This is a genomic window from Streptomyces sp. NPDC029292 (genome assembly GCF_055569295.1).
This window is the reverse complement of the sequence record NZ_JBVHXR010000007.1, coordinates 16,644-29,634: the sequence shown is the minus strand read 5'-3', so window position 1 is coordinate 29,634 and position 12,991 is coordinate 16,644. Positions and strand designations below refer to the sequence as shown.

Genomic DNA, 12,991 nt, shown 5'->3' with positions numbered 1-12,991 from the left:
TGAGCAAATTCGTACGCCTTCGGGTCGAGGGGTGAGGCATGTCTGGACACGTGAGCCGCAGAACCGTGCTCGGCGCCGGTCTCGCGGTGTTACCGGCGCTGTCGGGGGTGGCGTGGGCGGACGGCGGGCAGCCGGGGTCCACCGACCCCGGCGCGTACATCTCGTTCACTGGGGGTGCCTTCTCGCTCGTGGGCGCCCCGGTGGTGGTCTCCCCGGACGATCACCCCGGAGTCGTACGGGTGGCGGGCGACCTCCGCGACGACATCGAGCGGGTGACGGGTGTACGGCCCGGCAGCGCGACGGCGCGGGAGGTGGTGCTGGTCGGGACGATCGGCCGCAGCCCGCTGATCGACGGTCTCATCGCCTCCGGCAAGCTGGATGTCACCGGCGTCCGTGGTCGCTGGGAGACCTCCCTGCAGACCGTCGTGGAGCGGCCCCTGCCCGGCGTCGACCGCGCCTTCGTCGTCGCGGGCAGCGATCCGCGCGGCACGATCTTCGGCGCGTACGACGTCTCGTACGGCATCGGGGTCTCGCCCTGGTACTGGTGGGACGACGTGCCGCCGGTCCACCGCGACGCGCTGTACGTGCTGCCGGGGCGGCACACGCAGGGCACGCCGGTGGTGAAGTACCGCGGGATCTTCATCAACGACGAGAACCCGGCGCTCGGCACCTGGGCGCCCGCGTACTTCGGCCCCGGCAAGGCCCCCGGTCACGACGGCGGCTTCAACGCGGACTTCTACGCCAAGGTCTTCGAGGTGCTCCTCCGCCTGAAGGCGAACTACCTCTGGCCGGCCGTATGGGGCCGCGCCTTCGCCGAGGACGACCCGCAGAACCATGCCCGCGCCAAGGAGTACGGGATTGTCATGGGCACGTCTCACGAGGCGCCCATGATGCGAGGCATCGAGGAGTGGAACCGGCACGCGGTGCCCGCCGTGCGCGACGCCTCCGGCGCGATCGTCACCCCCGGGCACGACCCGTTCGGCGGTACGGGGGAGTGGTCGTTCCGACGCAACGCCGACGCGATCAAGGCGTACTGGCGCGAGGGCATCCAGCGGATGGCCGACCAGGACTTCGAGGGCGTCGTCACGCTGGGCATGCGGGGGAACGGGGACACGAGCCTGCCGGACGGCGACGGCGTCGAACTGATGCGGGAGATCATCGACGCGCAGCGGGCGATCATCACGGACGTCACGGGCAAACGGCCTTCCGAGGTCCCCCAGGTGTGGACGCTCTACAAGGAGGTCCAGCGGTACTGGGACCGGGGGCTGCGGGCGCCGGACGACGTCACGGTCGTACTGACCGACGACAACTGGGGCAACATCCGCAAGCATCCGGACCCGGCCGAGCCCGCGCGGGCCGGTGGCTACGGCCTGTACTACCACTTCGACTACGTCGGGGCCGGCCGCAACTACAAGTGGGTCGACACGACGTCCCTCCCGAACATGTGGGACCAGCTCCACCAGGCCCACGCGTACGGCAACCACGGGCTGTGGGTGACGAACGTGGGGGACTTGAAGGGCAATGAGCTGCCCACCGAGTTCTTCCTCGACTACGCCTGGAATCCCGAGCGTTGGAGCCTTTCGTCGCTCGGGGAGTGGGAACGGCGCTACGCGCGGCAGAACTTCGGCCCGGCGCAGGCCCCGGACATCGCCGATGTGCTGGCGACGTACGGGCAACTTCAGTCCCGTCGCAAGCCCGAGCTGCTCAACCGCCGTATCACGGGGAGTGGTTCGGACGTCGTCTACGACGATCAGGCCACCCCGTTCTACGGGCGTGAGCTGGAGCGGGTCACGCAGGAGTGGCGGGAGCTCGCGGCGCGGGCCGAGCGGATCGCGCGCAGACTCCCGGACTCGGCGCAGGACGCGTGGTTCGAGCTGGTCGGGTATGCGGTGCTGGCGACGGCGAATCTGTACGAGCTGCGGGAGGCGGAGTTCACGAACCTGCGGTACGCGGCGCAGGGCCGGGCGGCGACCGATGGCCTGGCGGCTGTGGCGGAGGCAGGTCTCGCACGGGACCTCGCGCTCGCCGAACGCTTCAACTCCCAGGTGGCGGGCGGGAAATGGCGCGGTTTCCAGACGCAGCCGCACATCGACTACGGGGATGTCGCGCGCTACGGCCCGAACGCGGGCTGGCAGCAGCCGGAGCTGAACAATGTCGCTCTGCCGGATGTCCTGTTCCCCGCGGTGCGGCGCATCTCGCTCCCGGACGCCGCCGAGATGGGAGTGGCGGTCGACGGTTCCCCGGGCGAGGCGCTGGTGCTGAGCCCGTACCGGACCGGGCCGGCGCCGTACATCGAGGTGTTCAACCGGGGTCGGGAGACCTTCGACTACCGGATGGAGGCGTCCGTGCCGTGGATCGCTGTGGACCGTCCGAAGGGGCGGGTCTCGCGGCAGGTGCGGGCGGTGGTGACGGTGGACTGGTCTCGGGCGCCTCGTGGCCGGACGGAGGCGGAGATCACGGTGGAGGGCGCGGGTCCTGATGTGCCCCTCAAGGTGATCGCCGAGAACCCTTCGCCGCGGGGTCTGCGCGGTTTCGTCGAGGCGGGCGGATATGTGGCGCTGGACGCGGAGCATTACGCGCGGGCCGTGGGCGCCTGGCAGCGCATCGACCGGATCGGCCGTACGGGAGCGGGGATGACGCCGTTCCCGGTGACGGCGGCGCGCCAGACACCGGGCCGTGCGGCCTCACCCCGCCTGGAGTACGAGGTGAGCGTGCTGACCCCGGGCACGGTGACGCTCTGGGCCTACCTGTCCCCCCGCAACCCGGCACTGGCCACCGGCGGTCTGCGCTACGCGGTCTCCTTCGACGACGCAGCGCCGCAGACGGTCGACATCCACGCGGCGACGGGCGCGGACGACGGCCTGATGAACATGCAGTGGGCTCGCAACACCTCGGACAACGTGAACGTGACGTCGACACGGCACGCGCTCGCCACTCCCGGCGTACACCGCCTGACGTTCTGGATGGTCGACCCGACGGTGGTGGTGCAGCGGCTGGTGATCGACACGGGCGGGCTGCCGCGGACGTATCTGGGCCCGCCGGAGAGCCACCGCGTCGTCAGCTGACCCGCACCCCATGACCGTACGACGTGGTGGCCCTGCCACCTACGAAAGGACCGCACATGAGGAACAACTTCCGCATGCCCGCAGCAGCCGCTGTGGCCGCGACACTGCTGGTCACGGCCGCCGCGCAGACGGCGTCGGCGCACCAGGCCCCACTGCGAGTGCTCGCCGACCGGGCTGACGTCCGGATCGGCACGGCCGTGGACGTGACGGCGCTGACGGACGACGCCGCGTACCGCCGTACGACCGCTCGTGAATTCGACTCGGTGACGGCCGAGAACGTCATGAAGTGGGAGTCGGTCGAACCGCAGCGCGGGGCGTACGACTGGTCGGAGGCGGACGACCTGGTCAGCTTCGCCCGCGCCCACGGCCAGGCCGTACGCGGTCACACACTGGTCTGGCACAACCAGCTGCCGGGCTGGCTGACGTCGGGTGTCGCGGACGGATCGATCGACGCGACGCAGTTGCGCGCCATACTCCACGACCACATCACCACCGAGGTGAAGCACTTCAAAGGCAAGATCTACCAGTGGGACGTGGTGAACGAGGTCTTCAACGACGACGGTTCGCTGCGGGACTCGATCTGGCTCCAGCAGCTCGGCCCGTCGTACATCTCCGACGCCTTCCGCTGGGCCCACGCCGCCGACCCGAAGGCGAAGCTCTTCCTGAACGACTACAACGTCGAGGGGATCAACGCGAAGTCGACGGCGTACTACGAGCTGGCGGGCCGACTGCGCGCCGAGGGCGTGCCGGTCCAAGGCTTCGGAATCCAGGGCCACTTGGGCATCCAGTACGGCTTCCCGGGCGATGTCGCCGACAACCTCGCCCGTTTCGCCGGCCTGGGCATGCAGACGGCCTTCACGGAGGTGGACGTGCGCATGGTCCTCCCCGCGGACGCCGAGAAGCTCGCCCGCCAGGCGGACTACTTCCGGGGGCTGCTGGACGCCTGCCTCTCCACCCGCAGCTGCAAGTCCTTCACCGTCTGGGGCTACACCGACAAGTACTCGTGGGTGCCGGGGGTCTTCACGGGGCAGGGGGCGGCGACCCTGATGGACGAGAACTTCGTGACGAAGCCCGCGTACGCGGCGGTGGGGGAGGGGCTGGCGGCCGGACGGTGAGGCCGGTCACCAGGCGATCGGCAGGGAAAGCGGGCCGCGGATCATCGTGCGCTGCCGGAAGGGGACCTCGTCGGCGGGTACGGCGAGGCGGAGGTCGGGGCAGTGCTCCAACAGGGTGTCGATCAGCATCTCGATCTGCATCCGGCACAGGACGGCGCCCGTGCAGTAGTGCGGCCCGTTGCCGAACGCCACATGCGCGCCGGCGTCCCGGTCGAAGTCGATGCGGTCGGGGTCGGGGAAGACGTCCGGATCGCGGTTGGCGGCCAGGTAGGAGACGTAGACCGGGTCGCCCGCGCGGATCCGGATGCCCTGGATCACGACGTCCTCCAGGGCCACGCGGGGCAGGCCGACGGCGGCGCGGTGCGGGATGTAGCGCAGGAGTTCGTCGATGGCCGCGGGGCGCGATGCGGGGTCGTTGCGCATGCGTTCCATCAGGTCGGGCCGGGTCAGCAGGAGGTAGAACATCTGGCCGCTGTTGTTGGTGAGCGCCTCTCCGCCGATCTGGAGCGGGCCGGCGACGCTGATCGCCTCCTCCTCCTTGAGCTCACCGCTCTTCACCGCGCCGCCGAGCAACGACAGGACGTCGTCCCCGTCGCCGTCCTGCCGGTCGCGGATGGCCTGCGCGATCCACCCGAACAGGCCCTTCTTGGCGCGCTCGGAGGCCTCGGCGCCGCCCGCGGTGGAGATGATCTCCCGCGTCCAGGTGTGCACCTTCTGCCGCTCGTCGGCGGGCACGCCCATGACCTCGCAGACGACGGAGATCGGAAAGGGCTCGAGGACCCGCTCGATCAGATCGGCGGGCGGCCCGTCCTGCACCATGGCGTCGACCAGCTCGTCGAGCATCTCCTGGACGCGGGGGCGCAGCCGCTTCACCGCGCCCACCGTGTACGCGGTCGAGGCGGCGCGGCGCAGCCGGTTGTGGTCGGGCTGGTCGGCCCAGGCCAGCGCCCCGGGCCGCGGCGCGAAGTGCGGCGCCAGCCGGGTGAACTGCCGGAGGGACGCCTCCTTCCGGCTGAACCGCGGATCGTTCGTGATCATCTTCACGTCGTCGTACCGCGTCGCCAGCCACGCCCAGCTCTCGTCCCCGTGCGGAAGCCGGATCCGGGTCAGCGGCCCTTCCTTCATCAGCTCCGCGAGCACCGGCTCGAACTCGGTCCCGTCCAGCTGCCCGGCGGGCCAGTCACGAACGGGGGGAAGGGGCTGCTCGGCCAGGGTGGTGGTCTCTTCTGCCATGGGTCCACCATCGGGCGCCCCCGGTTCGGTGTCGCGGGGGAGTGCTCCAGACGGAGGGTGGGGCGTGGTGGTGTTCCTGCCAAGGCCGACGTCACAGACCCGACCGCGCTCGCTCTTCAAGGACGTCGAAGTCGAGGAACGCGTCAGCGTTGTCCTGGAGCCGGCGCAGTGCCCGGGCCCGGTCATCCGCGATGTCGTCGTCGATGTCGACCAGGGGCCTGGGCATGTGTGCCTCCCGAGCGGCGCTTGATGGACGAGAGGACCGGCCGCAACTCGTAGAGCGGCCGGCCAGTCCGGCATCGGCAACTGACACAAGTCGATAACAGAGTTCACAACAGCAACTTCACAGGTTATGCACCCCTCTTGAGATTCTTTGGCCCGCGATGCCTCAGCTTGACTGAAAGGTCACTCATCGCCGGTCCATAGAATTCACAGCCTCCGGAATATGGATTGAACGCAGGTCAAGAGCGGGGAGAGCCTCTGTCCTCATCTTTGATCATCTCGTGATCACGCCCAGGAGATCTCTTCACAGGTACTTGGCATTCCATCGCGTCCACCCGTGACGCATGGGGCGTTGCGCGGTGATCTCAGGGAGTGTTGATGAGACAAAAGGGGAGACGGCTCTTCCCGGTCTCAGGGGGGCGCGAGAGATCCTCGCGCGCTTTGCTGAGGCGTACGGCACTGGCGGTGGCCGCCGTGCTCGCGGCGGAGGCCGCGCTGGTGTCGCTGGAGACGGGGGCGGCGTTCGCCGCAGACTCCGGCAGCACCGAGGTGACGGCGACAACGGTCTACGACACCAAGTCGGCGGCTTCGTCGGCCGATTCGGTCGCGGCGGCGTTGCTGATGGCCCGCCTGCAGGACCGGAAGATCGAGGTGCTGTCGGAGCGCACGGCGACCTCGACGACGTACGCACTGCCGAGCGGTGCGATGCAGACGTCCACGTATGCCGGGCCGATCCGGCAGGAGGTGGACGGCAGTTGGAAAGACATCGACACCTCACTCTCGGACACCGGCGCCTCGCTCGAGCCGGGCGTGGCGGCCGCGGACATCGCCGTCTCGGACGGCGGGGACACCGCGCTGGTGTCGGTCGACAAGGGGGACAAGTCGTTCGGCCTGGGTTGGGAGTCCAAGCTGCCGACCCCGTCGGTCAAGGACGACACCGCCTCCTACGACCTGGGGGACGGCCAGACCCTGACCGTGACGGCCCTGTCGCAGGGCTTCAGCCAGAACGTCGTCCTGGATTCCGCGCCCGAGAAGGGCCTGGAGTACCGCATTCCCTTGAATCTCACAGGACTTGAGCTGTCGGTCGCCGACTCCGGTCACCTCCTGCTGAAGGATTCCGACGGCGAGCTGGTCGCGGAGGCGCCCGCGCCGACGATGTGGGACGCGTCCAAGGACGACGCCTCCGGCGAGTCCAAGCACCAGGCCAAGGTCACCACGAAGGTCGAGACTGCCGACGACGGCTCCCAGACCCTCGTGCTGACCCCGGACGCCGACTACTTCGACCAGGACCTGATCTACCCGGTCACCGTCGACCCGACCTCGACCCTCGCTGTCACCACCGACACCTGGGTGGCCACCAACTACACCGACTCGCAGGTCTCCTCGACCGAGCTGAAGTCGGGCACCTACGACGCGGGGACCACCAAGGCGCGCTCGTATCTGAAGTTTGACGTGTCGGCCTTCAAGGGCAAGGACATCATCGACACCAACCTCGCCCTGTACTCGTACTACTCCTCGACGTGCTCCACGTCGGGTGCGGGCACGCAGGTGCGGCGGATCACCTCCTCGTGGTCGTCGTCGGGCATCACCTGGTCCGACCAGCCGTCCACCACGACGACCGGCGCGGTGACGAACACCGCGGCCAAGGGCTACAGCGATTCCTGCCCGGCCGGAACGATGAACTTCGACATCGACGACATCGTGTGGGACTGGTCGACCGGCTCGTCCAACTACGGCATCCGGATCGCGGGCGCGTCCGAGACGGACTCGACGACCTGGCGGCGCTTCCGCTCGGCGAACTACGTCTCCGGCGACGGCTCCACCGAGCCGCACCTGACCGTGACGTACAACTCCTACCCGGTGACCCCGAGTTCGCTCGCCATCTCGCCGTCGCAGGTCAACGCCTACAACGGCAAGCGGTACGTCAGCTCCCTCACCCCGACCCTGTCGGCGAAGGTGACCGATCCGGACGGGGCGAAGACGAAGGCCCAGTTCGAGGTCACGGCCGACCCGGACTACGCCGACACCACGTACTCGTACACCGAGACCACGTCCGCGGTGTCCTCCGGATCGACGGCCAAGCTGACGATCCCGTCGGCCTCGGCGTTCCCGGCGGGCGTCCATCTGCGCTATCGGGTCCGCGCCGACGACGACACGGACTACGGCTCGTGGACCGGCTACACCACGTTCGTGATGAACACCGGCAAGCCCGCCGCCCCGACGGTCACCTGTGACACGTACGAGGAGAACGGCTGGACGGCGAAGGCTGACGACGCCGTGTCCTGCACCATCGACACCTCCTCCACCGACGGCGCCGGCTACTACTGGGGCCTGGACAACAGCAGCCTGCCGAACAAGAAGCTGGACACCACCAACGGCACCGGCGGCGACTCGGCAACCGTCTCCATCGACCCCGCGAACGGCTGGCACACGCTGTACGCCCGCACGGTCGACTCCGGCGGAAACCTCTCTTCAGCCACCACCGCCTACAGCTTCGGCGTCGGCGCGGACGGCGCCGCGATCCTCTCCCCGCAGGACGGCGACACCACCGCCCGCCGCCTCACCCTGTCCGCCAAGGGCCTGACCAGCTACACCGGGGCCACCTGGCAGTACCGGCGCGGCGAGACCGACTCCTGGCACACGGTTCCGGTCGGCGACGTCACCGCCTCCGGCAGCGCGGTCTCCGCCTGGCCGGTCGCCGTCACCTCCGGTACCGCGACCAAGCTGGTGTGGAACACGGTGTCCAGCCTCTCCGAGGACGGCGCGATCGAGCTGCGCGCAGCCTTCACCGACGGCACCACCACCGGCCACTCGCAGACCGTCGAGGTCACCCTCGACCGCGACGCCGGCACCGCCCCGGCCACCGAGGTCGGCCCCGGTACGGTCAACGAACTCACCGGCGACTACACCCTGTCGGCCACCGACGCCTCGGCGTTCGCGGCGAGCGTGGAGCGCACGTACTCCTCGCGTGCCAACGACACCGACACCGAGGGCCAGTCCGAGATCTTCGGTCCCGGCTGGACCTCCTCCATCACCGCCGAAGCAAGCGACTACACGCAGATCCGCGAGACCTCCGACACCTCGGTGGAACTGCTCTCCGGTGACGGCGGCGCGATCGCGTTCACGCTGAACTCGGACGGCAGTTGGGCATCACAGACCGGTGCCGAGTCCCTGGCGCTGACCGGGACGCTCAGCGGTTCGACGTTCACGCTCACCGACACCGACGCCAACACCACGGTGTTCGCCAAGGCGGCCGACGCGGCGACGACCTGGACCCTGTCCTCGTCCGCGACCGCGGTCGACGACTCCACGGTCACCACGGTCTCGGAGACCGTCACCTCCGGCAGCCAGACCCTGGCCCGCCCCAAGTACGTGATCTCCCCGACCGGCGCGGTGAAGGCGGCGACCTGTCAGGCGACGCCCACGACCAAGGGCTGCCGCGTCCTGGAGTTCGTCTACGCCGACTCCACGACCGCCACCGACAGCGCGCTCGGCGACTACGCGGGTCAGGTCAAGGCGATCAAACTGTGGGCCACCAGCCCCGGTGGCTCCTCGGCCACCGCCGAAACCGTCGCCTCCTACGCGTACGGCGCCTCCGGCAAGCTCCGGCAGGTCTGGGACCCGCGGGTCAGTCCGGCGCTGAAGACGGAGTACACCTACGACTCCGACGGCCGCGTTGCCACCCTCACCAAGCCGGGTCAGCTGCCGTGGACGTTCACGTACGGCAAGGCCGGCTCCGCGCTGACCGCCGGTGCGGGCATGCTGCTGTCGGCGTCCCGTGCGACCCTCACCGCGGGTACGGACACGGTCGACGGCTCCAGCACCACCTCGAGCGTCGTGTACGACGTACCGCTCTCCGGTACCAGTGCGCCGCACCAGATGGACGCGGACACCGTGGACGCCTGGGCGCAGAGCGACGCCCCGACCGACGCCACGGCGGTGCTCGCCCAGGACGCGGACCCCGTGTCCCACGCGGGCGGTGACCTGACCGCGGCCGCCTACGGTTCGGCGACGGTCACCTACATCGACGCCAACGGCAACGCGGTCGACACCGTCTCCCCGTCGGGCGCGACCATGACCTCGACGTACGACCTGTACGGCAACGAGGTGTTCACGCTGTCCGCGGCCAACCGCGAACTGGCCCTCGGCACCAGCGATGACGCCGAGGAACAGCTCGCGCAGCTCGGCCTGACCGACCTGACGACGGCCGATCGCGCGGCGCAGCTCGCGGACGTCACCCAGTACTCGGACGACGGCCAGCAGGTCACCGACACCTACGGGCCGCTGCACGAGATCACGCTCGCCGCGGCCGCCGGCGAGTACGCCGCCGGGGGCATCGTTCCGGCGCGCGAGCACACGGTGTACGGGTACGACGAAAACCGCCCGTCGGACGCGGTCGTCTCCGGCCTGGAGACCTCGTCCACCACCGGCGCCTCCCTGCCCGGTGTGAGCGCGGACGCCGAGACGGTGACCACCACGACCAGCTACGACTGGTCGACGGGCGCGACGAAGAGCTCGTCCACGGCATCATCGGCCACCGACCACGTGTACACCTACGACGACAGTGGACGCATCGTCACCTCGCGCACCGCGGGCTCGTCCGGCTCGGACGCGGCGACCCTCGGGTACGAGTACTACACGGCCTCCGGCTCCGGCACGTGCGTGAGCGCGGTCTGGGCGGGACAGCTGTGCCGGACCGTCCCCGCGGCGGCGATCACGGGCGGCGGCAGCAATCCGACCGCGGCCACGACCACCACGTACGAGTACAACCGGTGGGGTCAGGTCACCAAGGCGTCCGAGGTCGCGGGGAGCTCGACCCGCACCACCGTCAGCCTTTTCGACGACGCGGACCGGCTGACGTCCGTCCAGGTCACCAGTGACCTCGGGACGGCCGTGACCAAGACGTCGTACGCCTACGACGAGGACTCCGGGGCCCTGCTCTCGGAGACGGCCAACGGCAGGACCGACGTGTCGGCCTACGACCGTCTCGGGCGTCTCCTCTCGTACGACGACGGCGCGGGCAACACCACCACCTACGCGTACAACTCCCTCGGCCTGCTGGCCTCCTGGGCGGACTCCACGGGCGCGAGCACCACGTACGACTACGACGCGGACGGCAACACCCTCACCGCCAAGGATTCCGAGGCCGGTACCTTCTCCGGCACCTACGACGCCGACGGACACCTGACCGGTGAGACCCTGCCCGGCGACTACACGTCGACGGTCACCGTCGACCCGGCGGGCAACACCACCTCCCGGGTCTACACGGACAGCGCCGACACCACCGTCCTGTCCGACTCGGTCGACTACCTGATCACCAACCAGCAGGCAGGGCACACCCAGACCGACGGCTCCTCGGTGCAGACCGGCTACACCTACGACACCCAGGGGCGCATCACCCAGGCCGCGGACACCACGGCCACCGGCTGCACCACCCGCGCGTACACCTTCGACGCGTCCGGCAACCGCACCGCGCTGGCCACCACCAGCAGCACGGTCGCCGACTGCAGCACGACCACGACCGCGACCACCAGCCACACGTACGACTCGGCCGACCGCCTCGTCGACTCCGGCTACACCTATGACGCCCTCGGCCGCACCCTGACCGACGGCAGCAGCACCTACACGTACTACGCCAACGACCTGGCGGCGTCCATCACCACCGGCACCAGCCGTACCAGCTACGGCCTGGACGCGGCGGGCCGGCCGGCCGTGACCACGTCCGCGAGCACGGCGGACAGCGGGGCCACGTGGACGACGGACAGCGTGATGACCAGTCACTACGCCAACGGCAGCGACTCGGCGACCTGGAGCGGGACCGGCACGGGCAGCGTCACCCGGAACGTCATCGATCTCTCGGGCGCGCTCGCGGCGAAGGTCACGGACTCCGGTTCGCCGGTGCTCCAGCTGGAGAACCTCCACGGCGACATCGCGGTGACCCTGAACCTGGACGGTTCGGGCACGGCGACGGTGAGCCGCTACGACGAGTACGGCAACATCCAGGACGGCACGACCGCGCTCGCCTTCGGCTGGCTCGGCTCGTACCAGCTCACGACGGACACGGCCAGCGCCGTCAGCGTCATGGGCGCCCGCCTGTACAGCGCCTCGACCGGCCGCTTCCTTCAGGTCGACCCGATATACAGCGGGAGTGCGAACACGTACGACTACTGCAACGGGGACGGCAGCAACTGCACCGATCTGGACGGCACCTGCCCGAGCGGGTGGCGACACATCACCGCCAATACACTCTGCACGGCGGCGATCTGGGCCGCTGCAACATTGATCACGGCGGTGGGGGAGTCGCTCTGCCTGGCCTACGCGGCAGGCCTGCTCTGGGCCTGCAGCGCGATTGTGGGAGGCCTCGCGGATGCCGTGAGCTACTACGTCGAAACCCGTTGGGACGGCGGGTTCACCTGGAGCAACTTCTTCCAGAAGTTCGTTGTCGGGGCGGCCATCGGACTCACTGTCGGCGGCATCGGGCAGTGGCTTTCCAACAAGGCGGGCGGCCGTAAAGCCATCAGAAGGATTGCCCGGTACATCATCAAGGTAGGCAAGAAGCTCCACGTGCGACGAGTCACCTCGGTCCTCGCTCGCAGGATGACGGCGGCTCTGTGATGCGCCGCCTGATCAAGCAGCTGCGCATCTCACTCCTGTTTGTGATCGGGATCGCCACCTTCGAGCTGGTGGGCAATGCAGTCACGGAACTGCCGTCAGTGAATCTCCTGTCGGCCCTGAACGACTGGGCCCAGACCACGGTCGGCCTTGGTGTCCTCGTGACCGTGGTGCACTCCACGATCTACAGTGCCGCGTACCTCGGGCGGCCCGAGGGAAGGGAGGCGCGTGGTGTCCGGGCCGGCCTGGTAGTGCTGCTGCTCTTCGACCTGGGCATCGCCTGGCCGCTGTGGACGATGGCCACCGGTCACTCGGCGCTGTACGCGGCGGGATGTGTGGCGGTGGCGCTTCTGCCTCTGCTGACCACCGTCGTGGCATGGAGCTGGACGAGGCTGCGAGGCCTGGAGGCGGATGTCGCCCGCAACAGAGCCCTGTTCTTCGGGATCCTGGCCCTGCTGCCCCAGCTGCTGGCCGCCGCGATTCTCTTCCTGGCGGTGTGACAGCACCTCCGGCGTGACCGTGAGGCTGCGGGGTGCGGAAGGACCGCACCCCGCAGCTCCATGGAGGGTCTTCAACTGTTGGGGGTTTGGCTTAAGCAGGCTGGTTGATGCTGCTTCGCGTCATCGGGGCGGTTCCTTGGACTCTGTCATCCGTTTCCGCCTGCCTGGTAACGGTTTCCGCTGTTTTTGTGAGTGGGGGTGTTGCTCCTTCGCTGCGTCGTGGGATGGCGACGGTCATGGTCTC

6 protein-coding genes are annotated in these 12,991 nt (G+C 69.2%); 4 read left to right on the top strand and 2 right to left on the bottom strand.

Annotated elements, in window-relative coordinates; genetic code table 11:
* The first annotated feature begins 38 nt into the window (after positions 1-38).
* Together ACZ4WS_RS17130 and ACZ4WS_RS17125 are read left to right on the top strand one after the other, a co-directional pair.
* Positions 39-3,065 (top strand): glycosyl hydrolase 115 family protein, encoded by a 3,027-nt coding sequence (locus ACZ4WS_RS17130; RefSeq protein ID WP_467981155.1) that lies wholly within the window; start codon positions 39-41, stop codon positions 3,063-3,065.
* A 56-nt stretch (positions 3,066-3,121) separates the two neighbouring features.
* Positions 3,122-4,180, top strand: coding sequence for an endo-1,4-beta-xylanase (locus ACZ4WS_RS17125; protein ID WP_467981153.1), 1,059 nt, complete (start codon positions 3,122-3,124; stop codon positions 4,178-4,180).
* A 6-nt stretch (positions 4,181-4,186) separates the two neighbouring features.
* Here the strand turns inward: ACZ4WS_RS17125 and ACZ4WS_RS17120 are convergent, their stop codons facing one another.
* Both ACZ4WS_RS17120 and ACZ4WS_RS17115 read right to left on the bottom strand, forming a co-directional pair.
* Positions 4,187-5,413 carry a cytochrome P450 gene (locus ACZ4WS_RS17120; protein ID WP_467981152.1) on the bottom strand — a complete coding sequence of 409 codons (1,227 nt, stop codon included), beginning with the start codon at positions 5,411-5,413 and terminating at the stop codon, positions 4,187-4,189.
* A gap of 91 nt (positions 5,414-5,504) precedes the next feature.
* Positions 5,505-5,639 (bottom strand): hypothetical protein, encoded by a 135-nt coding sequence (locus tag ACZ4WS_RS17115; protein WP_467981150.1) that lies wholly within the window; start codon positions 5,637-5,639, stop codon positions 5,505-5,507.
* 437 nt (positions 5,640-6,076) lie between these two features.
* On the opposite strand from ACZ4WS_RS17115, the gene ACZ4WS_RS17110 reads away from it, so the two are divergent.
* Positions 6,077-12,250 (top strand): DNRLRE domain-containing protein, encoded by a 6,174-nt coding sequence (locus ACZ4WS_RS17110; protein ID WP_467981148.1) that lies wholly within the window; start codon positions 6,077-6,079, stop codon positions 12,248-12,250.
* Entirely contained in the window at positions 12,250-12,747 is a 498-nt protein-coding gene (locus ACZ4WS_RS17105; protein ID WP_467981146.1) for a hypothetical protein, read from the top strand. Before ACZ4WS_RS17110 ends, ACZ4WS_RS17105 begins: the two co-directional genes overlap by 1 nt.
* The last annotated feature ends 244 nt before the right edge of the window (positions 12,748-12,991 follow it).

Bases quoted from the DNA above. Each gene is read 5' to 3' on its own strand.
- ACZ4WS_RS17130 (WP_467981155.1), top strand. From the start codon at position 39: ATGTCTGGACACGTGAGCCGCAGAACCGTGCTCGGCGCCGGTCTCGCG.
- ACZ4WS_RS17125 (WP_467981153.1), top strand. From the start codon at position 3,122: ATGAGGAACAACTTCCGCATGCCCGCAGCAGCCGCTGTGGCCGCGACA.
- ACZ4WS_RS17120 (WP_467981152.1), bottom strand. From the start codon at position 5,413: ATGGCAGAAGAGACCACCACCCTGGCCGAGCAGCCCCTTCCCCCCGTT.
- ACZ4WS_RS17115 (WP_467981150.1), bottom strand. From the start codon at position 5,639: ATGCCCAGGCCCCTGGTCGACATCGACGACGACATCGCGGATGACCGG.
- ACZ4WS_RS17105 (WP_467981146.1), top strand. From the start codon at position 12,250: ATGCGCCGCCTGATCAAGCAGCTGCGCATCTCACTCCTGTTTGTGATC.